Below are 24,595 nucleotides of genomic sequence, written 5' to 3'. Positions count from 1 at the left end.
TGGTACTGCCCTGGAGACGGGGTGGGAGAGTAGGTCGCCGCCGGACAACCATTCACCAAAGGCCCACCCCACACGGGGTGGGCCTTTGGCATACCCGGATTCACCACGCGCGCGACGCCACGCCCCACCGCGTACAGGCCCCCGTGAGGGTGTGGGCAAGGCCCGCCGCGCGGCGGGCAGGGACGCCCCGGTGACCGCCGTCGTCGGGCACTAGACTGGCGACCATGTCCACCATCTCCCGTGATGAGGTCGCGCGCGTCGCCGTGCTGGCCCGCATCGACCTCCGGCCCGAGGAGCTCGACCGCCTCGCCGGCGAGCTCGACGTCATCGTCGATGCGATCGCCCAGGTGAGCGAGGTCGCCACTCCTGACGTCCCCGCCACGAGCCACCCGCTGCCGCTGACCAACGTCTTCCGTGACGACGTCCCCGTACCGCCCCTGCCCGTCGAGGACGTCCTCGCCGCAGCACCGGCCAGCGAAGACGGACGCTTCAGCGTCCCGCAGATCCTCGGGGAGGAATGATGAGCAACGACCTGACGCGGCTGAGCGCCGCGGACCTCGCCGCGCACCTGGTTTCCGGCGAGGTGAGCAGCGTCGAGGCGACGCAGGCGCACCTCGACCGCATCGGCGACGTCGACCCCGCGGTCCACGCGTTCTTGCACGTGAGCACCGAGGACGCCCTCGCGACCGCACGAGACATCGACTCGCGCCGCGCCGCGGGGGAGGACCTGCACCCGCTCGCGGGCGTGCCGATCGCCGTCAAGGACGTCGTCGTCACCAAGGGCCTCCCGACGACGGCCGGCTCCAAGATCCTCGAGGGCTGGATCCCGCCCTACGACGCGACGATCGTCGAGCGCATCCGTGCTGCCGGCCTGCCGATCCTCGGCAAGACCAACATGGACGAGTTCGCGATGGGCTCCTCGACCGAGCACTCGGCCTACGGGAACACCCACAACCCCTGGGACCTCGACCGCATCCCCGGCGGTTCGGGCGGCGGCTCGGCCGCGGCCGTCGCCGCGTACGAGGCCCCGCTCGCGATCGGCACCGACACGGGCGGTTCGATCCGTCAGCCCGGCGCCGTGACCGGCACAGTCGGCGTCAAGCCCACCTACGGCGGCGTCTCCCGCTACGGCCTCATCGCCATGGCGTCCTCGCTCGACCAGGCGGGCCCCGTCACTCGTACCGTCCTCGACTCGGCGCTCCTGCACGAGCTCATCGGCGGCCACGACCCTCGCGACTCGACCTCGATCAACGAGGACCTCCCGCTGCTCGTCGACGCGGCCCGCCAGGGCGCGATCGGTGACCTGCGCGGCCTGCGGGTCGGCGTCGTCTCCGAGCTCTCGGGCGAGGGCTACCAGGAGGGCGTGAGCGCTCGCTTCGCGGAGTCGCTCGACCTGCTGCGGTCGCTCGGTGCCGAGATCGTCGAGGTCTCGTGCCCGCACTTCAAGTACGCGCTCGGCGCCTACTACCTGATCATGCCGAGCGAGGCGTCGAGCAACCTCGCCAAGTTCGACGGCATGCGCTTCGGCCTGCGGGTCGAGCCCGAGGACGGCCCCGTCACGGCCGAGCGCGTCATGTCCGCGACCCGCGGCCAGGGCTTCGGCGACGAGGTCAAGCGCCGCATCATCCTCGGCACGTACGCGCTGTCGGCGGGCTACTACGACGCCTACTACGGCAGCGCGCAGAAGGTCCGCACGCTCATCCAGCGCGACTTCGACGCAGCGTTCGCGCAGGCGGACGTCCTGGTCTCCCCGACGGCCCCCACCACGGCCTTCACGTTCGGCGAGAAGCTCGACGACCCGCTCGCGATGTACCTCAACGACGTCGCGACGATCCCTGCGAACCTCGCGGGCGTCCCCGGCATGTCGCTGCCGAACGGTCTCTCGGACGACGGCCTGCCCGTCGGCTTCCAGATCCTCGCGCCGGCCAAGGCCGACGACCGTCTGTACCGCGTGGGTGCCGCCCTCGAGGCCGCCCTGGAGAACACGTGGGGCGGGCCGCTGCTGGCCAAGGCCCCGGAGCTGGAGGTCGCGCGATGAGCGCACACGCAACCGTGGACCTGGTCGACTACGACGAGGCCGTCCGCCGCTACGACCCCGTCATCGGGATCGAGGTGCACGTCGAGCTCGGCACGAAGACCAAGATGTTCTGCGCGGCCGAGGTCGAGTTCGGTGGCGAGCCCAACACGCAGGTGACCCCGGTGAGCCTCGGCCTGCCCGGTGCGCTGCCCGTGGTCAACGGCAAGGCCGTCGAGTACGCGATCAAGATCGGGCTCGCGCTCAACTGCCAGATCGCCGAGTCGTGCCGCTTCGCCCGGAAGAACTACTTCTACCCGGACGTGCCGAAGAACTTCCAGACGTCGCAGTACGACGAGCCCATCGCGTTCGACGGCTACCTGGACGTCGAGCTCGAGGACGGCACGATCTTCCGTGTCGAGATCGAGCGCGCGCACATGGAGGAGGACGCCGGCAAGAACACCCACGTGGGTGGCTCGACCGGTCGTATACATGGCGCCGAGTACTCGCTCGTCGACTACAACCGTGCGGGCATCCCGCTCGTGGAGATCGTGACGCGCCCCATCACGGGTGCGGGCGAGCGCGCCCCGGAGGTCGCCCGTGCGTACGTCCAGACGCTGCGCGACATCTTCCGCGCGCTCGACGTGTCGGAGGCGCGCATGGAGCGCGGCAACGTCCGCGCGGACGTGAACCTGTCGCTGCGCGCGACCCCCGAGTCGCCGCTCGGCACGCGCACCGAGACGAAGAACGTGAACTCGTTCCGCTCGATCGAGCGCGCCGTCCGCTACGAGGTCTCCCGCCAGGCCGCGGTCCTCGACGAGGGTGGCACGGTCATCCAGGAGACGCGCCACTGGCACGAGGACACCTCGATCACGACGGCCGGTCGCGTGAAGTCCGACGCCGAGGACTACCGCTACTTCCCGGAGCCGGACCTGGTCCCGGTCGCACCGAGCCGTGACTGGGTCGAGCAGATCCGTGCCACGCTGCCCGAGCTTCCCGTGGCCCGCCGCAACCGCCTGCAGCGGGAGTGGGGCTACGCGGACGCCGAGATGCGCGACGTCGTCAACGCGGGTGCGCTCGACCTCATCGAGGCGACCGTCGCGGCCGGCGCGAGCCCCGCAGCCGCTCGCAAGTGGTGGATGGGCGAGCTCGCCCGGTACGCCAAGACGAGCGAGACCGAGCTCGCGGAGATCGCGGTCACGCCTGCGCAGATCGCCCAGCTCCAGGCCCTCGTGGACTCGGGGCGCATCAACGACAAGCTGGCCCGCCAGGTCCTCGAAGGCGTGCTCGCCGGCGAGGGGGACCCGGAGGCCGTCGTGGTCGCTCGCGGCCTGGAGGTCGTGTCGGACGACGGCGCGCTCCTCACGGCGATCGACGCTGCCCTCGCGGCGCAGCCCGACATCGTCGAGAAGGTGCGCTCGGGCAACCTGGGGCCGATCGGTGCGATCATCGGTGCGGTCATGAAGGCCACCAAGGGCCAGGCCGACGCCGGCCGCGTCCGCGAGCTGGTCATCGAGCGGATCGGCTGATCCGTGACCCGGACGACGGAGGTGGTCGCGTGACGCGCGGACCGGAGCTCGTCGGCGAAATGATGCGGCTGCGGCCCGTCGAGGCTCGCGACGCCGAACGCATGTGGGAGTCCGTCCAGGACCCGGAGTCGAACCGGCTCACGGGGACGACGGCGGAGTTCACGCGTGAGCAGATCGACGAGTGGGCGGCCACCGTCAGCGACCGTGACGGTCGCTACGACTGGGCCATCACCTCGGCGGCCCAGCGCGACGGTCAGCTCGTGAGCGACGAGATGATCGGTGAGATCGTCCTCAACGACATCGACGAGCACGCACTCTCGGCCAACCTGCGCCTGGTCCTGCTCACGAACTACCGTGGGCGCGGGTACGGGCGCGAGGCGATCTTCGAGGTGCTGCGCTTCGCGTTCGACCACCCCGAGGGGCCGCACCTGCACCGGGTGAGCCTCGACGTGCTCAGCATCAACCCGCGGGCGCGCATGCTCTACGAGTCGCTGGGCTTCCGTGAGGAGGGTCGCCTCCGGGACGCGTTCCGGGACGGCGACGGCTGGGCGGACGCCGTCGTCATGAGCATCCTCGAGGACGAGTTCCGCGCGGGGCTCTGAGCCGAACCCCTCCGCCGGGAGCGAGCTGTCAGAACGAGCGTGACCTGGAGGTCACGCTCGTTCTGACAGGTCGGCGAGCCTCAGCCCCGGCCGCGCTCGAAGTCCTCGAGCGACACCTTGCGCTCGACCGCGTGGTCGACGACGCGCTCGGGATACCCGGGAGCACCACCGGGGACCTTCCACGGCTCGTGCACGGCCTTGCCGGCGATGCCGCGCAGCTCGGGGACCCACTCGCGCACGTAGGCGCCGTCGGGGTCGAACTTCAGGCCCTGCGTGACGGGGTTGAAGATCCGGAAGTACGGCGCGGCGTCGCGCCCGGTCCCGGCGACCCACTGCCAGTTGAGCTGGTTCTGCGGCACGTCGCCGTCGACCAGGTGCGCCATGAAGTGCTCGGCGCCGCGCTGCCAGCGCACGTGCAGGTCCTTGACGAGGAACGACGCGACGAGCATCCGGACGCGGTTGTGCATCCACCCGGTGCCGAGGAGCTGGCGCATCCCGGCGTCGACCATCGGGTAACCCGTGCGGCCCTCGCGCCACGCGCCGAGCAGCGCGTCCTCCGTGGCGCCGCCGGCCCATGCGTCCTCGGGGACCACGGCCCGCAGGGAGCGCCGAGCAGCGCCGGGGTGGTGGAACAGGACGTCCGCGTGGAACTCGCGCCACGCGAGCTCGGAGCGGTAGGTCGCGGCGGCCTCCTCGGGCACTGCGCCCGAGCGCACGGCCGACGCGAGGTCCGCGAGCAGGGTGCGCGGGTGGATCTCGCCCCACTTGAGCGCGGGGGACAGGTACGAGGTCCCGGCGAGGTCCGGTCGGTCGCGGGCGGTCGGGTAGTCCGCGAGGCCGTCGGCGAGGAAGGCGTGCCAACGGGCGAGTGCCGCGGCCTCGCCCGCCTCGGGCAGCCGTGCCCCCGGCTCGGGCGCGCCCGGGAGACCGTCGGACGAGAGCGCGGCCCACGCGACGGCGTCGGGCAGGGGAGCGGGGGCGCGCCACCCGTGCTCGAGCCACGCCGTCCGGAACGGCGTGAAGACCTGGAAGGGCGTGCCGCCGCGCGTGCGCACACGCCCCGGCGCGACCGCGTACGGCGACCCCGTGCGGCGCAACCGCACCCCGGCGGCGGTGAGCGCCTCCTCGACCTCGTCGTCGCGTCGGCGACCGTAGGGCTCGTAGCTCGCCGCGACGTGGACGCTCCGTGCGCCGACCTCGGCGCAGACCGCGGGCACCGTCGCCCGCGGGTCGCCGTGGCGCACCACGAGCCGACCGCCCGTCGCGGCGTCGAGCGCGCGCAGGCTGCGGCCCAGGTACGCCTGCCGCACGGGCCCGGCGGCCGCCCAGAGCGCGGGGTCCAGCACGTACAGCCCGACGACGTCGCTCCCCGCCGTGCGCGCCTCGCCCACGGCCTCGCCGAGAGCAGGGTTGTCGGACAGGCGCAGGTCGCGGCGGAACCACAGGACGGTCGGTGCGGGGGCGGGCATCCGCCCACGCTAGCCCGTGTCTCGCGGGCCTGCGCACGTGGGTCGCGCCGTGTGCTCAGCAGTCGCCGGTGGGCACGGCCGGTGGCAGCATCGATCCATGAGCGGTAACGACGAGGGTCCCGTCCGGCCCGACCTCCCGGATCCCCGGCTCGAGGCCGAGACAGCCGCCGCAGCGGGGCGGATCCCTCGCGACCACGCCTTCTTCGGGCACCCGATCGGGCTGATGACCCTGTTCACGACCGAGCTGTGGGAGCGGTTCAGCTACTACGGGATGCGGGCCATCCTCCTGTTCTACCTGACGGACACCGTCGCGAACGGTGGTCTGGCCCTCGACGAGGTCACGGGGCTCGCCCTGGTCTCGATCTACGGCACGGGCGTGTACCTGCTGTCGGTCGTCGGCGGCTGGCTCGCCGACCGGGTCATCGGCTCGCGGCGCTCGGTGCTGTACGGCGGCATCATCATCGCGGCGGGGCACGTCTCGCTCACGATCCCGGGGGCCGGCTTCTCGATGCTCGGCATCGCGCTCGTGGCGCTCGGCACCGGTCTGCTCAAGCCCAACGTGTCGTCGATGGTCGGCGAGCTGTACGCGCGCAACGACCCGCGCCGCGACTCGGCCTTCTCGATCTTCTACATGGGCATCAACCTGGGCTCGCTCGTCTCCCCGATCATCGTCGGGTTCGTGAACCGGCAGTGGGGGTACCACGCGGGCTTCGCGGTCGCGGCGGTCGGCATGGCCGTCGCCCTCGTGTTCTTCGTCGCGGGGCGCAAGTACCTGGGTGGCGCGGGCGACTCGGTGCCGAACCCGATCCACCCCGACGAGTACCCGAAGCTCGTGCGGATCGGGCTCGTCATCCTCGCGGGGCTCGTCGTCGCGGCGCTCGTCGCGTGGGCGGTCTCGGGGGCGTTCGGGATCTCGACGTTCATCGACACGCTGTCGTACGTCGCGTTCGCGGCCCCGATCGCCTATTTCATCGTGATGTTCCGCTCGCCCAAGGTCACCGCGCCCGAACGTTCACGCCTCACGGCGTACATCCCGCTGTTCGTCGCCGCGATGCTGTTCTTCATGATCTTCGAGCAGGCGGCCACGACGCTCTCGAGCTTCGCGAAGGACCGCACCGAGCTCTCGTTCTTCGGCGTCCCGATCGAGCCGGCCTTCTTCCAGTCCGTGAACCCGTTCTCGATCGTGGTCCTGGCCCCGGTGTTCGCGTGGATCTGGGTCAAGACCAAGGACCGTCCGCCGACGGCCGTGAAGTTCGCGATGGGCCTGACCCTGGCGGCGCTGTCGTTCGTGTGGCTCGCGGGCGCGTCGGCGATCTTCGCGGACGAGAAGGCGCCCGCGTGGGTGCTCGTGTCGGTGTACGTCATCCAGACGCTCGGCGAGCTGTGCCTGTCGCCCGTGGGTCTCGCCGCGACGACCCTGCTCGCGCCCCGGGCCTTCCGGAGCCAGGCCATGGCGCTGTGGTTCCTCGCGCCGGCCGCCGGTCAGGCCATCACGGCCCAGATCGTGCAGGTCACCGAGGGGGCCTCGGACACCGCGTACTTCGGTGCGGTGGGCGGCATCACCATGGTGTTCGCGCTGGTCCTCTTCGCGATCGCCCCGTGGGTCACGCGTCACATCCGTCACGCGGACGAGCAGGAGGCCGCCGCGACGGTCGCCTGACGCTCCACCCGCGGTGACGCGCATGCCCGACGGCGGAGCGCGCCCGGGTGCACCGGTGCACCCGGGCGCGCTCCGCCGTCGGGCAGGGGACGTCAGCGCATCCAGCCCGGCACGCCCACGCGCGCCGCGACACCGCCCAGGCCGCACGTCTCGCCCGCGCGGGTCAGCGCGACGACGATCACGACGAGAGCCGTCACGACGTGGTCCTCGACGACCGGGTTGTTCGAGCCCGCGGCCACGGGCCACGTCGTGACCCACAGCAGCGCCATGAGGAGCGTTCCCGAGACCGCGGCGACCCGCGTCCCCACACCCAGCAGCAGCGCGAGCCCGGTCAGGCCCATGCCGAGCATGAAGAGCCAGTCGGTGGCCGGGCCGGCCAGGGCTCCGAACGTCTCGGCCAGCGGGCCCTCGAGCGACGACAGGTAGCCCGTGGTCGGCGAGCCGCCGTTGAGCCACGCCCGCTCGGACGGCGTCGCGTAGCCCAGGCCCAGCGTCTTGTCGAGCACGGGCCACAGGAAGACGAGCGAGATCGCGATGCGCAGGACCGCGAGAGCGCCGCGTGCGGCGGCGCTCGTCACGACACGCTCGCCCGTGACGGGTGCGGTCGTCGGGGCGCCGGTGCCCGAGGGGTCGGTGCCGGTCGGTGTGGAGCGAGAGCTTCGGTTCGTTGCAGCGGTGGCCTGGCTCATGAGGGCTGGTCTCCCTGGTCGGTGGTGGCTCGTCCGGTGGGGCGCGGGGCGCCGGGGGTACCGGGGTCGCCGGGAATGGGAAGGGGGTCTGGCTGCGAGGGGCCGCGGTCCGTCACGACCGTCGTGTCGACGGCACGTACCGGCGGGCGAGCGGCGTGCGGTGCACTACCGGGGCAGCCCTGCCAACCTCCCACCCGGGCGAAGTTCGCTGCAACCTTTTGAGCAGATTGACGGGCTTTCCCGTATCGGTGGTGCTACGTAGGGGGATCGCACATCGAGGGGTGGGTGGGAGCGCTGCATCCGTCCGTGGACCACGAGCCGGACGACCGACCTCGCCGCTCCGACGCGGGCGTAGTGTGTCCGAGCGGTCACCTCCCAGGCCGCAGCACCACGTGAAGGAGCTGAACCGCCATGAGTCGCCCCCTGCGCTCTCGGACGTCCACCCACGGCCGCAACATGTCCGGTGCCCGCGCGCTCTGGCGCGCCACCGGCATGGGCTCGGAGGACTTCGGCAAGCCGATCATCGCGATCGCGAACTCGTACACGCAGTTCGTACCGGGCCACGTCCACCTCAAGGACATGGGCGACCTCGTCGCGTCGGCGATCCGCGAGGCTGGCGGCGTCTCCAAGGAGTTCAACACCATCGCGGTCGACGACGGCATCGCGATGGGCCACGCGGGCATGCTGTACTCGCTGCCCAGCCGCGACCTCATCGCCGACTCGGTCGAGTACATGGTCAACGCGCACTGCGCGGACGCGATCGTGTGCATCTCCAACTGCGACAAGATCACGCCCGGCATGCTCAACGCCGCGCTGCGCCTCAACATCCCGGTCATCTTCGTGTCGGGCGGCCCCATGGAGGCCGGCAAGGCCGTCGTGGCCGACGGCGTCGCGTCCACGCACCTGAACCTCGTCAACGCGATCAACTACGCCGCGGACGACAACGTGAGCGACGCGGCCCTCGCCCAGGTCGAGGAGAACGCGTGCCCCACGTGCGGCTCGTGCTCGGGCATGTTCACCGCGAACTCGATGAACTGCCTGACCGAGGCCCTGGGCCTGTCGCTGCCCGGCAACGGCTCGACCCTCGCGACGCACTCCGCACGCCGCGAGCTCTTCCTCGAAGCGGGCCGCACGATCGTCGACCTCGCGCGCCGCTACTACGACGACGAGGACGACTCGGCCGCGCCGCGCAACATCGCGACCAAGGCCGCGTTCGCCAACGCCATGACGCTCGACGTCGCCATGGGCGGCTCGACCAACACGGTCCTGCACATCCTCGCCGCCGCGCAGGAGGGTGAGATCGACTTCGACCTGACCGACATCGAGCGCATCAGCCGCCAGGTCCCGTGCCTGTCCAAGGTCGCGCCCAACCACCCGAACTTCCACATGGAGGACGTCCACCGTGCGGGCGGCATCCCCGCGCTGCTCGGCGAGCTCGACCGCGCCGGACTGCTCGACCACGACGTGACCTCCGTGCACACCCCGACGCTGCGCGAGTGGCTCGACGACTGGGACGTCCGCGGCGGCAAGGCCACCGAGCGGGCCGTCGAGCTGTTCCACGCGGCCCCCGGCGGGGTGCGCACCACGCAGGCGTTCTCCACGTCGAACCGCTGGGACCACCTCGACACCGACGCCGCGAACGGGTGCATCCGCGACCTGGCGCACGCGTACACGGTCGAGGGCGGCCTGGCCGTGCTGCGCGGCAACCTCGCCGAGGACGGCGCGGTCTTCAAGACGGCAGGCGTCGACCCCGACGTGTTCCACTTCGTCGGCAAGGCCCTGGTCTGCGAGTCGCAGGACGAGGCCGTCGAGAAGATCCTCACCAAGCAGGTCGAGCCCGGCCACGTCGTCGTCGTGCGCTACGAGGGCCCCGCAGGCGGACCCGGGATGCAGGAGATGCTCTACCCGACGTCCTTCATCAAGGGACGCGGCCTCGGCAAGGTGACCGCGCTCATCACCGACGGCCGCTTCTCGGGCGGTTCGAGCGGCATCTCGGTGGGCCACGTCTCGCCCGAGGCCGCGGCCGGCGGCGTGATCGGCCTGGTCGAGGACGGCGACGAGATCGAGATCGACGTCGACACGCGCCTCATCCGCCTCAACGTGCCCGACGAGGTCCTCGCCGAGCGCCGCGCCAAGATGGAGGCGCGCGAGAACCCCTGGCAGCCCGTCGACCGCGACCGCTACGTGTCCCCGGCGCTCCAGGCCTACGCCGCGATGGCGACGTCCGCCGACCGCGGCGCCGTGCGCGACGTGTCGCTGATCAGGCGGCGCTGACCCGGCCGTTGCCCGACGACTGCGGGCCCGTACCCCCTGGAGGGTGCGGGCCCGTCGTCGGCAAGGCTGGACGGGGCAGGGACGGGCGCTGCCGGGACGGCAGGCTCAGTGCGGGTGCGGGTGCGGGTGCGGGTGCGGGTGCGGCAGCGGCGAGCGTGCGTCAGCACTGCTCCTCGGACTGCTCCGTGACGACCCACGTGGACCCGGCCGGCGCCATGACGGCCGTCCCGCAGTCCCCGCCCGCGTACGCGACCGCGAGGACCGTCGCGTCGGGGCGCTCCTCGCGCACCGCGACCTCGACCTGCGCGACGTCACCGACCGCGGCGTAGAGCGCGGCCGTGGTCGTGATCATCGACGCGCAGTCCGTGATCCCCGGCCACCCCTGCGCGGTCATCTCCGCGACCATCCGGTCGGCGAGCGCCGGAGAGAGGTACCCGCAGGCCGTCGCCACGTCCGGCACCCGGCTCGCGGCGAGCCACGCGCGGAAGGCGTCCTCGGGCGTCTCGGCGTCCTGGGGAGCGGGCGGGGCCCCGGCGGGATCCTGGGCCGGGGGCTCGGCGGGGGAGGTCACGGTGGGCGAGGGATCGGAGCCCGTGCCGCTCCCGGTCGACGCGGAGGCGCCCGTGCCGGTCGACGTGCCGGTCGACGCGCCCCCGGCGCACGCTGCCAGCGCGGCGAGGGCCAGGGCGAGGGGGAGCAGGACGAGGGCACGACCGAGGCGGGCGCTGGCGCGGGCGCTGTGCGGCGTCGGTGCAGTCACGCGGGCATCCTGCCACACGTGCCGCAGCGCCACTCCGGGTGTCTTGTGGCCCGCCGCTCGTCGCGAGGGGATACTCGGGTATGGCCAGCGACGACATCGACATCAAGCCCCGCTCCCGCACCGTGACCGACGGCGTCGAGGCCACGGCCTCGCGCGGCATGCTCCGCGCCGTCGGCATGGGCGACGAGGACTGGGTCAAGCCGCAGATCGGCATCGCGAGCTCGTGGAACGAGATCACGCCGTGCAACCTGTCGCTCGACCGGCTCGCGCAGGGGGCCAAGGAGGGCGTGCACGCGGGCGGCGGGTACCCGCTGCAGTTCGGCACCATCTCGGTGTCCGACGGCATCTCGATGGGCCACGAGGGCATGCACTTCTCGCTCGTGTCGCGCGACGTCATCGCGGACTCGGTCGAGACGGTCATGCAGGCCGAACGGCTGGACGGGTCGGTGCTCCTCGCCGGGTGCGACAAGTCGCTCCCGGGCATGCTCATGGCCGCCGCCCGCCTCGATCTCGCGAGCGTGTTCCTCTACGCCGGCTCGATCATGCCGGGCTGGGTCAAGCTCTCCGACGGCACCGAGAAGGACGTCACGCTCATCGACGCGTTCGAGGCCGTGGGCGCGTGCTCGCGCGGGCTCATGAGCCGTGAGGACCTCGACCGTATCGAGCGCGCGATCTGTCCCGGCGAGGGTGCGTGCGGCGGCATGTACACCGCGAACACCATGGCGTCGGTCGCCGAGGCCATGGGCATGTCGCTGCCCGGCTCAGCCGCGCCGCCCTCGGCCGACCGGCGCCGCGACAACTTCGCGCACCGCTCGGGCGAGGCCGTGGTCGAGCTGCTGCGCCGCGGCATCACCGCGCGCGACATCATGACCAAGAAGGCGTTCGAGAACGCGATCGCCGTGGTCATGGCGTTCGGCGGCTCGACGAACGCGGTGCTCCACCTCCTCGCGATCGCGCACGAGGCCGAGGTCGACCTGACCCTCGACGACTTCGACCGGGTCGCTGCGAAGGTCCCGCACCTGGGCGACCTCAAGCCGTTCGGCCGGTACGTCATGAACGACGTCGACCGCATCGGCGGCGTGCCCGTGGTCATGAAGGCACTGCTCGACGCGGGCCTGATCCACGGCGACGCGCTCACGGTCACGGGACGGACGGTCGCCGAGAACCTCGCGGAGATCGACCCCCCCGACCCCGACGGCAAGATCCTGCGCGCCCTCGACAACCCCATCCACCGCACGGGCGGCATCACGATCCTCGGCGGCTCGCTCGCGCCCGAGGGGGCCGTGGTCAAGTCGGCGGGCTTCGACTCCGACGTGTTCGAGGGCACGGCCCGCGTGTTCGAGCGCGAGCGCGCGGCGCTCGACGCGCTCGAGGACGGGACCATCACGGACGGCGACGTCGTCGTCATCCGGTACGAAGGACCCAAGGGCGGGCCGGGCATGCGTGAGATGCTCGCGATCACGGGAGCCATCAAGGGCGCGGGACTCGGCAAGACCGTGCTGCTCCTGACCGACGGGCGCTTCTCGGGCGGGACGACGGGGCTGTGCGTGGGGCACGTCGCCCCCGAGGCCGTCGACGGCGGGCCCGTCGCGTTCGTGCGCGACGGCGACCGCATCCGCCTCGACGTCGCCCGCAAGACGCTCGACCTGCTGGTCGACCCGGCCGAGCTCGACGCCCGCAAGGAAGGCTGGGCCCCCCTCGCGCCGACCTTCACACGCGGGGTCCTCGCCAAGTACGCCAAGCTCGTGCAGTCGGCCTCGCGAGGCGCGATCCTCGAGTAGGGACCTGCGCGCGGTCGAGCACGAGGTTGCGGCCGTTCCGACGGTCGGAACGACCACAACCTCGTGCTCGGCACCCGCGGTCACGAGTGCTGGCGACGCGGTCCGGGCTGCGGGATAGTGGACGAGGAACGCCCACCGTCCGCGCCGAACCGCACCGGAGCAGCAGCCATGAGCGACGCGATCACCGCCCGACAGTTCCACGACAGCGACGGGGTGGAGGACTGGCGCGTCGTCCTGGGCACCGCGCAGGCCCGCTTCCGCACCGACTCGTTCACGGCCGGGGTCGAGCTGATCGACGCGATCGGCGAGCTGGCCGAGGGCATGAACCACCACCCCGACGTCGACCTGCGGTACGCGACGGTCACCGTCCGGGTGTCCTCGCACGACGTGGGCGGGCTGAGCCGGCGCGACGTGACCCTGGCCCGGCGGATCTCCCTCGTGGCCAAGGAGCTCGAGCACCCGGCCGAGACCGACGGGCTGCTCGAGGTCGAGATCGCGATCGACGCCCTCGACCGGCCTGCGGTCCGGCCCTTCTGGCGCGCGGTGCTCGGCTACGTCGAGGCGCCGGCCGAGGACGAGGGCCTGGGACTCACGGACCCGGCAGGGTACGGCCCGCCCGTCTGGTTCCAGCAGATGGACGCGCCGCGGCCCCAGCGCAACCGCATCCACCTCGACGTCTCCGTCCCGCACGACCAGGCCGAGGCCCGGGTCACCGCGGCCATCGCGGCGGGCGGACACCTGGTCTCCGACTCCCGCGCACCGGCGTTCTGGGTGCTCGCGGACGTCGAGGGCAACGAGGCCTGCCTCTGCACGTGGCAGGCGCGCGACTGAGTCGCGAGACTGCTGGGCCGAGCGACCTGTCAGAACGAGCGTGACCCCGAGGGCACGCTCGTTCTGACACGCTGCGGGGTGTCAGGCGCGCGCCACGACCAGGGTCCGGTAGCCCGGGATCAGCACCCCGCGCTGCGCGCTGCGCGAGACGACCCGCAGCGGTTCACCGTCGTCCCAGAGGGCGTGCAGGAGCGCTCCGATCTCCGCGCGGGCCAGTGCCGCCCCCAGGCACAGATGACGTCCCGCACCGAACCAGAGCTGGCGGCTCTCGCGGACGTAGGGGCGGTCCGCTCGGAACGGTCCGGCACCGATGTTCGCGCTCCAGACGAGCATCATGATGCGCTCGCCCTCGGTGAGGCGGCGACCGGCGACCTCGACGTCGGCGGCGACGCCCCGGCCGATGACCGAGGCGGGGCTCGTGACCCGCAGCCCCTCGCGCACGGCGTTCTCGACGGCGTCGGGCTCGCCCGGGGCACGGACCTCGCCCGCGGCCGCGCGCTCGGCGTCGGCGCGCATCCGGTCGATCAGGCGGTGCTGCTCGTCCGTGTCGACGAGCAGCGCGGTCGTCCGCGCCATCGCGGAGGCCGAGGTCTCCGTGCCCGCGACCATGAGGAGGCACGCGAGCCCGGTCGTCTCCTCGAGGCCGAGCCCGAGCTCTCGGCAGCGGCCGAGCAGGGTGTCGGCGGGCGCGTCGCGCCACCCTGCGGGGACGCCTCGGGTGAGCTCGGCGACGATCTCACGGGCCGCGTCGACCTGGGCGGGGGACAGGTGCGTCGACCCCGCGCTCCCCAGGGCGATCGTCGCGAGCCGCTCGCCGGTCTCGAAGACCGTCAGGGCGTCGTCGTCGGTGGGCCAGGGACCTGGCACCGTCCGAGCCTCGGGCGAGCGGTCGCCGTCGGTGCCGGCATCCGGCCCGGGGACGCCCAGGAGCGAGATCATCATGCGACCCACGAGCACTCGCGCCAGGCGGGCGACGTCGACCGAGCCGCCCGCCCGCAGCGCCTCCCGGGCCACGGCGAGAGGACCGGACCACGCGCCGTCGACGAGCTCGGCCGAGCTGCCCTCGGTGAACAGCTCGCGGGACCGCGAGCGCAGGTCGTGGTGTCCTGGGCCGTCGAACAGGTCGAGCACCCAGTCGCCCAGGATCTGCGCCCACAGGTGCCCGACGCCGCCCTCGCCCACGATCGTGAACGACCGGTGGTCGCCCAGGACGGTGCGCGCGACCACGGGGTCGGCCGTGACCCAGCCGAGGCCGGGCACCTTGCGCAGGGGGCGGCCGGGCAGGCGACGTGACAGGTGGCCGCCGAGCAGCACGGCGGCCATGCCGGGGCGGGCGCGGCGCAGGAGGTCCACCTCGTGGCGGGTCGTGGGGAGCACGACGGACAGTCTGGCTCATCCGACGTCCACCCGTGGACAACCCCGGTGGGGGGCGGGTTCGTGGCTACGCTGTCGCGAGTGCCGATCATCGCCCACCCCCCAGCGCTCCCCCCAGCGCACCCCGCCGCCCACCCCGCGCAGAACCGTCCGCCGCTCGCCCCTGCCCGGGGCTCGGTCCCCGTGGCCGTCATCGCGGGGGTCGGCGTCCACCTGCCCGAGCGCACGGTGCGGGTCGCCGACGCCGAGCGGGACCTGGCGCGCACGAGCACGCCCGGCGCCGTGCCTCGCCTGCCCATGGTCTCGCGCCTGACCGGGGTCCAGCAGGTCCACGTCCTGCCCGACGACTGGAACGCCTCGGACCTCGCGGTCGCCGCCGCGGCCAAGCTCCTCGCCGCGCAGGGGCTCGACGCCCGGGACGTCGACCTGCTGGTCTTCGCCTCGGCGAGCCAGGACATGGTCGAGCCTGCGACGAGCCACATCGTCGCGGCGAAGCTGGGGGTGCGTGCCCCGGTCATGGACGTCAAGAACGCGTGCAACTCGGTCCTCAACGCGATCGAGGTCGCCGAGGCCCTCGTCGCCGCCGGCCGGTACGCGACGGTCCTGATCGCGTGCGGCGAGGCGCCGTCGCGCGCCGTCCGGTGGGACGTCCCGGACCGGGCGACGTACGTGCTGTCCGCGCCGGGCTACACCATGTCCGACGCCGGAGCGGCGGTCCTGGTGCGACGCGCCCCCCGGCCGGTGGTCGGCACGAGCGGTGACGGCACGAGCGGCGCCGCGCCCGCCCCGGCGGGCATCCTCGCGAGCGCGTTCGGCGCCGAGTCGACGCACTGGGACGTCGGCATGCTGCCGGGCGGAGGGACGGCCTTCCCGCGGGACCTCGACCGCACCTACTTCGAGATCGACGGGTCGCGGCTGCGCGACGCGTTCCTCGCCCTGGGGCCGGGCGTGATCCTCGAGGCGCTCGACCGCGCCGGGCTGACGTGGGACGACGTGGCCCTGGTCGCGGTGCACCAGGTCGCGGTCGCCTACCTGGCGGACGTCCACGAGGCCCTGGGCCTGCCCGAGGGGCGCACGATCGTGACGGTCGCCGAGCACGGGAACGTGGCCTCGGCGACGCTGCCGCTGCAGCTCGCGACCGCGCTGGAGAGCGGCCGCGTGGGTCCGGGTGACGTGGTGCTGCTCGTCGGTCTGGCCGGCGGGATCAGCATCGGAGCCATGGCGGTGCGGCTGTGACCCCCGAGGGCCACGCGGGGACAGGCGTGGCCCCCGGGCAGCGGACACCATCGCTCCCGGTCCGTCTCGCGGTCGTCGTGCCCGCCCTGAACGAGGCGCACGAGCACGGCATCCTCGCGACGCTGCGCGCCCTGCGTGTCCAGGAGGACCGGGACTTCGACCTGGTCGTGGTCGACAACGGCTCGACCGACGGCACCCCGGACCTCGTCCGGGCGACCGTCGCGGAGTGGGACGAGCCGCGCTGGCGCCTCGTGACCGAGGACCAGAAGGGCACGGGCGCCGCGGCGGACACGGGCATGCGCGCGGCGATCGCCGCAGGCGCGACCCACCTCGCGCGCACCGACGCGGACTGCGTGCCCCCGCCGGACTGGACGGTCCGCGTCAAGGCGGCGTTCGCCGTCGGGCACGACCTGGTGGCGGGGCGCATCGTCGCGCGCACCGACGACCTGCCCGTGTCCCGTGCGCGGCAGGCGATCCTGTCGGGGGCCGTGAGCCTCGCGAGCACGTTCGGGAAGTTCCGCCCGGGCAACCAGGACCCGTCCTACCAGGGGCCCTACGTCATGGCGCCCGGGTGCAACATGGCCATCACCGCCGACCTGTACGAGCGCGCGGGCGGATTCCCCCGCACGGCGATCGAGGACCTGCACGAGGACCGCGCCCTGGTGAACGCCGTGCGCCGCCTGACGTCGGCCTACGGCGCGCACCCCGAGGTCGTGGTGCGCGCCTCGACGCGTCGCGCGCACGCCTGGGGGCTCGTGCGGACCCTCGGCTGGTACGCCGACCACCGCTACAAGCCCGAGGTCGTGGACATCCGATGACGGCCACGTCCCCCCGGGCGCCGGGCGCCAGGTCCCGCACGGTCCCGGTCGCCGAGCGGGCCGCGCACCGTTGGGAGGAGCGCGTGCAGCGCGGCGCGCACCCCCTCGTCTACCCGGCGTTCCGTGCGCTCGCGCGCAGGGGTCCGGTCGTGCGCGTGCCGGGTCTCGGGGTCGTGGTGAACGACGCCGCCACGGCCCGCGAGGTGCTGCTCGACACCGAGCACTTCTCCAAGGTCGGCCCAGGGGCGCCGTCGGACCTGTGGACGCCCGTGCTGGGCCCGTCGGTCCTGCTCAACATGGAGGGCGAGGACCACGCGACGCTGCGGCGCGCGCTCTCCGGGCTGTTCACGCCGCGCTCGGTCGCGCAGCTCACCCAGGCCGAGGCAGGGATGTCGCTGGGCACGCTGGCGCCTCGGCTCCTCGCGGGCGAGACCGTGGACCTGGTGCGCGAGGTCGGGGCGCTCGCGGGCACGGTCATCTGCCGCATGACGGGGCTGCCGCCCACGGACGCCGCGGTGCGCGACGCGATGGTCGCGGCGCAGTCCGTCGTCGGGCTCGTGCGCCTGCACCGGCGCAGCCTCACGCCCGCCCAGGTGCGCTACGCCCGCGAGGTGCTGGGCACGCTGAGCGAGCCCGCCCGGGCCGCGTACCGCGACGGGGACCCCGCGACCGTGCCGGGGCGCATGCGCGGCCTCGGCCTGAGCGAGCGCGAGGCGCTGGGCGCGGTCGGGGCGTTCGTCATGACGGGCACGGAGACCATCCAGTCCTTCACGCCGCGTCTGGTCGCGCTCGCGGTCGACACCGGGTGGATGGACCGCCTCCTGCTCGCCGCACCCGACGACGCGCTGCGCGGCCGCGTGGTCGAGGAGGCGCTGCGCGTCACGGTCCCGACCCCTGCGATGCTCCGGTCCGTGCGCTCGGCCCACCGTGTGGGGGACGTGCCGGTGCGGGCAGGGGACCGCGTCGTCGTCGCGACCGTCACGTGCTGCCGGGCAGACGGGACGTTCGACCCCGCCCGCGACACCGACCCCGCGCTGCGCAACCTGTGGTTCGGTGCGGGCCCCCACTTCTGCCTGGGCATGCCCCTCGCGATGGCGCAGGTCGGGGCGGTCCTCGACGCGCTGCGCCCGGTCGCGGACGCGGGGCGCACGCTGCAGGTCGTGGGGCGCGAGGTCGCGCGGGGCGTCCTCATCCCGTCCTACCGGCGCCTGCGGGTCGCGTCGGCCGCGTCGTCCCCGGTGCCGGTGGAGGAGGCACCATGAGCGACCCGACGCCGGAGCACCTGCTCGCGACCATCGGCGCCCACGCGCACGGGCCTCGCGCGGACGAGGTGGCGCTGCGCTGGTGGGCGCGCCCCCCACGCCCGGGGCGTAGGCCGAGCCGATCCCGGAGCAGGGCTCCGAAGGACCGGGTCCGCGAGGAGGTCACGTACGCCGAGCTGCTGCGCCGGGTCGAGACCACGGCCGCTGCCCTGCACCGCGAGGGCATGCGACCGGGGGACCGCGTCCTGTTCTCGGTGCGCCCCCGCCCCGAGGGCGTCGTGCTCGTGCTCGCCGTCGTGCGGCTCGGCGCCGTGATCGTGTTCGTGGACCCCGGCTCGACCCCCGAGCTCTTCGCCGCCCGCGTGGGCGCCGCCGCCCCGCGGTGGGCCATGACCGAGTCGCTGCTCTACGCGATCTCGCGCGGGCCGCTGCGGCGCCTGGCACGCTCGCGCGGCCTCCTGCTGCCCGACTACGCGAGCCTGCCGCTGCGGCACGTCCGCTCGGGGCCGTGGCTGCCCGGGGTTCCGGCACGGTCGCTGTCAGCACGGGCGCTCGCGGCCGGGCCCCCTGCACCGAGCGGGCTGTCAGAACGAGCGAGCACCCCAGGGCACGCTCGTTCTGACAGCCCGCTCGGCGAGGGGGTCCCGCGCAGCGCCGACCTCTCGCTCGACGGCGAGGCGCTCGTCGTCTTCACGTCGGGCACCACGGCGGACCCGCAGGCCGTCGTCCACTCCGCGGGCTCGCTCGGCGCAGGCTGCGCCCTGCTGGGCGGGGCGTTCGAGCTCGCACCCGGCGACGTCGTGCACACCGACCAGATGCTGCTCGGCATCCCCGCCCTGCTCGGTGGCGGGACCTGGTCCGTCCCGCCGGGCACGCCGGCCCAGGACATCGAGACGTTCGCCCGGCACACGGCCGGGCGGGCCGGTACGTACCTGGTCCCGGCAGACCTCACGCTCCTGCTCGACGCCGTCGAGTCCGGACGCGCGCCCGTCGAGGGCCCGCAGGTCGCGCTCGTCGGCGGAGCGCCCGTCACACGGGCCCTGCTCGACCGGGCCGCGCGCCTGCTGCCCGGCACACGGTGGATCGGCGTCTACGGCATGACGGAGATCCTGCCCGTCGCGGTCGTCGAGGCCGCCGACAAGCTCGGCCACACGGGCGACGGAGACCTGGTCGGACGGCCCTTGCCCGGGATCGAGGCACGGATCGACACCTCCGGCGTCGAGCGCGATGACGAGCCGGGCGCGTCGACGGCCCGCGCCAGGTCGGCCGCGCCCGCACCGGTCGACCACGCCGTGGGCGAGCTCGTCCTGCGCGGTCCCTCCCTCATGACGGGATATCTCGCCAACCTCGACGGCGGACGGCCGCCCGTGACCGAGCACCGCACGGGCGACCTCGCACACCTCGACGAGCAGGGCCGGATCGTCCTCGTGGGGCGCACGCGCGACATGATCATCCGCGGCACGGTCAACATCTACCCGGGACTGTTCGAACCGCGGCTCGCAGCCCTGCCGGGCGTCGGCGAGGCCGCCCTCGTCGGCGTCCTGCAGGAGGACGGCGACGAGAAGGTCGTGCTCGTCGTCACCTCGGGCCACGCCACCACCTCCGAGGCGACGTGTCCGCCCGAGGCGACGTGTCCGCCCGAGGCGGGCGGCGCCGTCGGGCCCCGATCTCTCCCGGGTGGGCCCCGGCTGACCAGCGACCACCCCCTGCTCGCGAGCGTTCGCGCGGCCCTGCCGGACGTGCTCGACCACGGTGCCCTGCCGGACCTCGTGCTGCACGCCGACCGCCTGCCGGTCGCCGGTCGCAGCCGCAAGCCCGACCGCACGACGCTCTCCCGCGCCGCCGCTCACCACCTCGCCCGGGGAGGCCTCGCATGAGCCTGCGCATCGGGGTCACGGGGGCCTCGGGGTTCGTCGGGGGAGCGGTCGCCCGCCGCGCCGCGGCCGACGGGCACCAGGTCTGGACGTTCTCGCGCCGCGACGCGCGCGTCCCGGGCGCCGAGCACCGCACGTGGGACCTCGCCGACGGGCCGCTCGCCGAACCGCCCCCGCTGGACGTCGTCGTGCACGCAGGGGCCGCAGTGTCCGACTGGGCGCGCCACGACGTCGCACAGGCGACCAACGTCGAAGGCACGCGCGCCGTGCGGGACACGTTCCCCGCAGCACGGTTCGTGCACGTGTCCTCGGGCAGCGTCTACGACCCCTGCTCGCCCACGGTCCGCGGACGCGAGACCGAGGCACCCGTCCAGCGGTACCTCAACGCCTACGGCGCGACCAAGGCTGCCGCCGAGCGGATCCTCGTCGCCGACGCCCGCACACCCGGGCGCGGACCCGTCGTCGTGCTGCGCCCCCACGCCGTGTACGGCCCGGGAGACACGACGCTCCTGCCGCGCATCGAGCGCGCGATCCGGGGCAGGCGGCTCGTGCTCGTCGGGGACGGGTCGACGCTGCAGTCCCTCACGCACGTGGACACGCTCGTCGAGGCGGCGCTCGCGGCCGCGACCCGCGACCTGCCCGACGGGCCCCTCGTGGTCAACGTCGCGGACGCCGAGCCCGTGGTCCTGGGCGAGGTCGTCGTCGAGCTCCTGCGCCGCAGGGGGCACGACGGCGTCACGCTCGCCGGCATCCCGGCCCGCCCCGCGTGGATGCTCGCCACGTGCGCCGAGGCGCTCGCACGGTGGACGCGGCGGCCCGAGCCGCCGCGCCTGACCCGGTACGCCATCAGCCACCTCGCGGTCGAACGCACCTACGACCTGACGGTGCTGCGCGAGGTGCTCGGGGTCGAGCCCCGCGCCACGTCGCTCGCCGGGGCCGAGGACTGGTGACGCACGGGACGGGCCGCCCCGGGCCGGGTCAGAGGGCCCCGAGCGCCTGACGCACGGCCTGCGAGAGCGCCTTGCCGTCGACGCGGCCGATCCCGGCCGCCGCGGCCGTGGCCGTCTTCATGACCGTGCCCATGTCCTTCATGGACGAGGCACCGGTCGAGACGATCGCGGCCGTCACGAGCGCGTCGAGCTCCGCGGCCGTGAGGCTGGCCGGCAGGTACTTCTCGATGAAGTCGGCCTCGCGGGTCTCGTTGTCGGCGCGCTTGGTCGCCGCCGCGTCGGTGTAGATCTGGGCGCTCTCGCGACGCTTCTTGACCTCGGCGGCCAGGACGGTCTGGACCTCGGCATCGGTCATCTCGCGTGCGGTCGAGCCGGACTTCTCCGCGGTGCGGACAGCGCCGATGACCTGGCGCAGGGTGTTCTTGGCGAACTCGTCGCGGGCCTTCATGGCGGTCGTGAGGTCGGCTGTCATTCGCTCGATCGTGGTGGTCATGGGTCCATGGTGCCTGGTCCCGCGGCTCCGGCCCTACCGGATTGCCGTGCACGCACGGGGCGGGCCCACGTCGTCGGGCCGGACGTCCCAATCCCTGAGACGTCCGGCTCGACGCATGACATCGCCGGATCGAGGGCGTAGTGTGCACAACGTGCAGACGATCCTTCTCGTAGTACTTCCTGAGCGCGCCGGCTGAGGCCAAGCAACCAGGTCTCGTCAGCGCGCTCACCCCTCGAAGAGCCCTCACCGGGTACGAGGGGTTTTTTCATGTCACGACCACGACCGTCATGACCACCCCCTCCGGGCACACCCCGCTCCGGAGCCGGTCACCGGACCGCACCACCCCGCGGCAGAACAGCACGGAGAGCACCAGAAGTACCAGCACCACCACGGTGAGCTCGATCCAGCCGGTGGCAGCCAGTCGCCACCGAGAAACAGGAGATACCGATGGTCCAGGGTCCCCACCCGGCCCCGCCGACGCCGAGCGCCCCCGCGCCCGCCGGCGAGGCCGTGGCGCCGAAGCCAGCCCCTTCCCCCGCGAGCCTCGCAGCCCGCCCCGAGAACCGAGCACGCGCCTCGGTCACGGGCGAGCGCTCGGTGAGCGCCGCCGTCGGACCCGAGGAGGTCACGGGCGCGCAGTCGATCGTCCGCTCGCTCGAGGAAGCCGGTGTGGACGTCGTCTTCGGCATCCCCGGCGGAGCGATCCTGCCGACGTACGACCCGCTCATGGACTCCAAGAAGCTCCGCCACATCCTCGTGCGCCACGAGCAGGGCGGCGGCCACGCGGCCTCGGGCTACGCCCACGCGACCGGCCGCGTCGGGGTGACCATGGCGACGTCCGGCCCCGGCGCGACGAACCTCGTCACCCCCATCGCCGACGCCAACATGGATTCGATCCCGCTCGTGGCCATCACGGGCCAGGTCGGCGCGTCCCTGATCGGGACCGACGCCTTCCAGGAGGCCGACATCGTCGGCATCACCCTGCCCATCACCAAGCACAACTTCCTCGTCACCGACCCCGACGAGATCCCGCGCGTCATCGCCGAGGCCTTCCACATCGCCCAGACCGGGCGTCCCGGGCCCGTCCTCGTCGACATCGCGAAGTCCGCGATGCAGGCCCGCACCACGTTCTCGTGGCCGCAGGAGCTCCAGCTGCCCGGCTACCACCCGGTGACCAAGCCGCACTCCAAGCAGATCCGCGAGGCCGCGCGCCTGCTCGCGACCGCGCGGCGCCCCGTGCTGTACGTCGGCGGAGGCGCGATCCGCGCGAACGCCTCGGCCGAGCTGCGCCGCCTCGTGGACCTGTCGGGCGCGCCCGTCGTGACCACCCTCATGGCCCGCGGCGCACTGCCCGACTCGCACCCGCAGAACCTCGGCATGCCCGGCATGCACGGCACCGTCCCCGCGGTCGCCGCACTCCAGAAGGCCGACCTCATCGTGGCCCTGGGTGCGCGCTTCGACGACAGGGTGACCGGGGTGCTGTCGAGCTTCGCGCCGCACGCCACGATCGTGCACGCCGACATCGACCCCGCCGAGATCGGCAAGAACCGCGAGGTCGACGTCCCCATCGTGGGCGACCTGCGCGAGGTCATCACCGACCTGCTGCCCGAGCTCGAGCGCGAGCACGCGGCCAAGGGGCAGCCCGACCTCGGCGCCTGGTGGCGCCAGATCGACGACTGGCGGGAGACCTACCCCCTCGGCTACTCCGAGCCCGAGGACGGGCACCTCGCCCCGCAGCACGTCATCCAGCGCCTCGGCGAGCTCTCCGGCCCCGACTCGATCTACGTCGCAGGCGTCGGCCAGCACCAGATGTGGGCCGCGCAGTTCATCCGCTACGAGCACCCCAGGACCTGGCTCAACTCGGGCGGCCTCGGCACCATGGGCTACTCGATCCCCGCCGCGATGGGCGCCAAGGTCGGCCAGCCCGACAAGACCGTGTGGGCGATCGACGGCGACGGCTGCTTCCAGATGACCAACCAGGAGCTCGCGACCTGCACGATCAACGAGATCCCCATCAAGGTCGCGCTGATCAACAACTCCTCGCTCGGCATGGTCCGCCAGTGGCAGACCCTGTTCTACGAGTCCCGCTACTCCAACACCGACCTGCACACGGGCCGCGGCACGCAGCGCGTGCCCGACTTCGTCAAGCTCGCCGACGCGTACGGGTGCGAAGGCATCCGTGTCGAGTCCACGAGCGAGGTCGACGCCGCGATCAAGCGCGCCATGGAGATCGACGACCGACCCGTCGTCGTCGACTTCAACGTCTCGCGCGACGCGATGGTGTGGCCCATGGTCGCGTCGGGCGTGAGCAACGACAACATCCAGTACGCACGCGGCATCTCGCCCGCGTGGGACCGCGAAGACTGAGACCGGGGAGAGCCGCAACCATGTCCCGACACACCCTCTCCGTGCTCGTGGAGAACAAGCCCGGCGTGCTCACGCGCGTCGCAGGCCTGTTCGCCCGCCGCGCGTTCAACATCCACTCGCTCGCCGTGGGCCCCACGGAGCACGAGGAGATCTCCCGCATCACCGTGGTCGTCGACGTCGACCAGAACCCGCTCGAGCAGGTCACCAAGCAGCTCAACAAGCTCGTCAACGTCATCAAGATCGTCGAGCTCGACCAGCCGTCCTCCGTCCAGCGTGAGCTCCTGCTCGTCAAGGTCCGCGCCGACGGTGCCAACCGCACGGGCGTCCTCGAGGTCGTCGAGCTGTTCCGTGCCAAGGTCGTCGACGTCGTCCCCGACGCCGTGACGATCGAGGCCACGGGCACCCCGGAAAAGCTGAGCGCCCTCCTCGGCGCGCTCGACCCCTACGGCGTCCGTGAGATCGTCAAGTCCGGCACCGTGGCCGTCGGTCGCGGCGCCCGCTCCATCACCGACCGGGCGCTCGACCGCGCCCACCGGTCCGCCTGACCCCCAACCCTCCCGGTGGACGCGACCCCGCCGTCCACCGCCGTCGAACTATCGTGTTCGTCATCAC

General features: G+C 73.1%; 20 protein-coding genes. 15 read left to right on the top strand and 5 right to left on the bottom strand.

Annotation, left to right across the window (positions count from 1 at the left end; all coding sequences use genetic code 11):
• Positions 1–224: 224 nt before the first annotated feature.
• Genes gatC through IE95_RS0113755 form a run of 4 tightly spaced genes read left to right on the top strand, consistent with a single transcriptional unit; the run spans position 225 to position 4,145 of the window.
• A complete protein-coding gene (gene gatC / locus IE95_RS0113770; protein WP_030152198.1) occupies positions 225–521 on the top strand; it encodes an Asp-tRNA(Asn)/Glu-tRNA(Gln) amidotransferase subunit GatC in 297 nt (98 codons plus the stop codon).
• On the top strand, positions 521–2,038 hold the full coding sequence (gatA, locus tag IE95_RS0113765) for an Asp-tRNA(Asn)/Glu-tRNA(Gln) amidotransferase subunit GatA (protein WP_030152197.1): 1,518 nt from the start codon (positions 521–523) through the stop codon (positions 2,036–2,038). Before gatC ends, gatA begins: the two co-directional genes overlap by 1 nt.
• Entirely contained in the window at positions 2,035–3,543 is a 1,509-nt protein-coding gene (gatB, locus tag IE95_RS0113760) for an Asp-tRNA(Asn)/Glu-tRNA(Gln) amidotransferase subunit GatB (RefSeq protein ID WP_030152196.1), read from the top strand. The genes gatA and gatB overlap by 4 nt, the downstream gene beginning before the upstream one ends.
• 29 nt (positions 3,544–3,572) lie before the next feature.
• Positions 3,573–4,145, top strand: a complete 573-nt coding sequence (locus tag IE95_RS0113755) for a GNAT family N-acetyltransferase (RefSeq protein ID WP_036572035.1) — start codon at positions 3,573–3,575, stop codon at positions 4,143–4,145.
• A gap of 80 nt (positions 4,146–4,225) precedes the next feature.
• Here the strand turns inward: IE95_RS0113755 and IE95_RS0113750 are convergent, their stop codons facing one another.
• Entirely contained in the window at positions 4,226–5,614 is a 1,389-nt protein-coding gene (locus IE95_RS0113750) for a cryptochrome/photolyase family protein (RefSeq protein WP_030152194.1), read from the bottom strand.
• A gap of 97 nt (positions 5,615–5,711) precedes the next feature.
• Between IE95_RS0113750 and IE95_RS0113745 the strand changes: the two genes are divergently transcribed.
• Positions 5,712–7,274: a peptide MFS transporter gene (locus IE95_RS0113745; RefSeq protein ID WP_084690275.1), complete on the top strand. Its 1,563-nt coding sequence runs from the start codon at positions 5,712–5,714 to the stop codon at positions 7,272–7,274.
• 92 nt (positions 7,275–7,366) lie between these two features.
• Here the strand turns inward: IE95_RS0113745 and IE95_RS0113740 are convergent, their stop codons facing one another.
• Positions 7,367–7,963 (bottom strand): DoxX family protein, encoded by a 597-nt coding sequence (locus IE95_RS0113740; RefSeq protein ID WP_240666428.1) that lies wholly within the window; start codon positions 7,961–7,963, stop codon positions 7,367–7,369.
• A 411-nt stretch (positions 7,964–8,374) separates the two neighbouring features.
• Here IE95_RS0113740 and ilvD (IE95_RS0113735) point away from each other — a divergent pair, with 411 nt between their 5' ends.
• The gene (gene ilvD / locus IE95_RS0113735; RefSeq protein ID WP_030152191.1) at positions 8,375–10,237 is read left to right on the top strand and encodes a dihydroxy-acid dehydratase; all 1,863 of its coding nucleotides are present in this window, start codon (positions 8,375–8,377) and stop codon (positions 10,235–10,237) included.
• Positions 10,238–10,397: 160 nt separating this feature from the next.
• On the opposite strand, the gene IE95_RS19710 is transcribed toward ilvD (IE95_RS0113735), so the two are convergent.
• Positions 10,398–10,997, bottom strand: coding sequence for a hypothetical protein (locus IE95_RS19710; protein WP_129429494.1), 600 nt, complete (start codon positions 10,995–10,997; stop codon positions 10,398–10,400).
• Between the two features lie 80 nt (positions 10,998–11,077).
• Here IE95_RS19710 and ilvD (IE95_RS0113725) point away from each other — a divergent pair, with 80 nt between their 5' ends.
• Both ilvD (IE95_RS0113725) and IE95_RS0113720 read left to right on the top strand, forming a co-directional pair.
• Positions 11,078–12,778, top strand: a complete 1,701-nt coding sequence (ilvD, locus tag IE95_RS0113725; protein WP_030152189.1) for a dihydroxy-acid dehydratase — start codon at positions 11,078–11,080, stop codon at positions 12,776–12,778.
• A 168-nt stretch (positions 12,779–12,946) separates the two neighbouring features.
• Positions 12,947–13,609 carry a VOC family protein gene (locus tag IE95_RS0113720; RefSeq protein WP_030152188.1) on the top strand — a complete coding sequence of 221 codons (663 nt, stop codon included), beginning with the start codon at positions 12,947–12,949 and terminating at the stop codon, positions 13,607–13,609.
• 81 nt (positions 13,610–13,690) lie between these two features.
• Here the strand turns inward: IE95_RS0113720 and IE95_RS0113715 are convergent, their stop codons facing one another.
• On the bottom strand, positions 13,691–14,986 hold the full coding sequence (locus IE95_RS0113715) for a cytochrome P450 (protein WP_240666429.1): 1,296 nt from the start codon (positions 14,984–14,986) through the stop codon (positions 13,691–13,693).
• Between the two features lie 78 nt (positions 14,987–15,064).
• Between IE95_RS0113715 and IE95_RS0113710 the strand changes: the two genes are divergently transcribed.
• The 5 genes from IE95_RS0113710 (at position 15,065) to IE95_RS0113690 (ending at position 21,123) form a co-directional block, all read left to right on the top strand.
• Positions 15,065–16,219 carry a 3-oxoacyl-ACP synthase III family protein gene (locus IE95_RS0113710; protein ID WP_240666430.1) on the top strand — a complete coding sequence of 385 codons (1,155 nt, stop codon included), beginning with the start codon at positions 15,065–15,067 and terminating at the stop codon, positions 16,217–16,219.
• Between the two features lie 77 nt (positions 16,220–16,296).
• Entirely contained in the window at positions 16,297–17,037 is a 741-nt protein-coding gene (locus tag IE95_RS0113705) for a glycosyltransferase family 2 protein (RefSeq protein ID WP_030152185.1), read from the top strand.
• Positions 17,034–18,299: a cytochrome P450 gene (locus IE95_RS0113700; RefSeq protein ID WP_129429493.1), complete on the top strand. Its 1,266-nt coding sequence runs from the start codon at positions 17,034–17,036 to the stop codon at positions 18,297–18,299. Before IE95_RS0113705 ends, IE95_RS0113700 begins: the two co-directional genes overlap by 4 nt.
• The gene (locus IE95_RS0113695; protein WP_051703116.1) at positions 18,296–20,176 is read left to right on the top strand and encodes a class I adenylate-forming enzyme family protein; all 1,881 of its coding nucleotides are present in this window, start codon (positions 18,296–18,298) and stop codon (positions 20,174–20,176) included. The genes IE95_RS0113700 and IE95_RS0113695 overlap by 4 nt, the downstream gene beginning before the upstream one ends.
• The gene (locus IE95_RS0113690) at positions 20,173–21,123 is read left to right on the top strand and encodes an NAD-dependent epimerase/dehydratase family protein (RefSeq protein ID WP_240666431.1); all 951 of its coding nucleotides are present in this window, start codon (positions 20,173–20,175) and stop codon (positions 21,121–21,123) included. Before IE95_RS0113695 ends, IE95_RS0113690 begins: the two co-directional genes overlap by 4 nt.
• A 28-nt stretch (positions 21,124–21,151) precedes the next feature.
• Here IE95_RS0113690 and IE95_RS0113685 read toward each other — a convergent pair whose 3' ends face one another.
• Entirely contained in the window at positions 21,152–21,616 is a 465-nt protein-coding gene (locus IE95_RS0113685; protein ID WP_030152181.1) for a GatB/YqeY domain-containing protein, read from the bottom strand.
• Positions 21,617–22,063: 447 nt separating this feature from the next.
• Between IE95_RS0113685 and IE95_RS0113675 the strand changes: the two genes are divergently transcribed.
• Positions 22,064–23,983 (top strand): acetolactate synthase large subunit, encoded by a 1,920-nt coding sequence (locus tag IE95_RS0113675; RefSeq protein ID WP_030152180.1) that lies wholly within the window; start codon positions 22,064–22,066, stop codon positions 23,981–23,983.
• A 20-nt stretch (positions 23,984–24,003) separates the two neighbouring features.
• Entirely contained in the window at positions 24,004–24,528 is a 525-nt protein-coding gene (gene ilvN, locus IE95_RS0113670; RefSeq protein WP_030152179.1) for an acetolactate synthase small subunit, read from the top strand.
• Positions 24,529–24,595 lie beyond the last annotated feature (67 nt).

The sequence above is a fragment of the Oerskovia turbata genome, assembly GCF_000718325.1.
GTDB classification, from domain to species: Bacteria; Actinomycetota; Actinomycetes; order Actinomycetales; family Cellulomonadaceae; genus Oerskovia; species Oerskovia turbata.
This window is presented reverse-complemented; position numbering and strand designations above follow the sequence as displayed.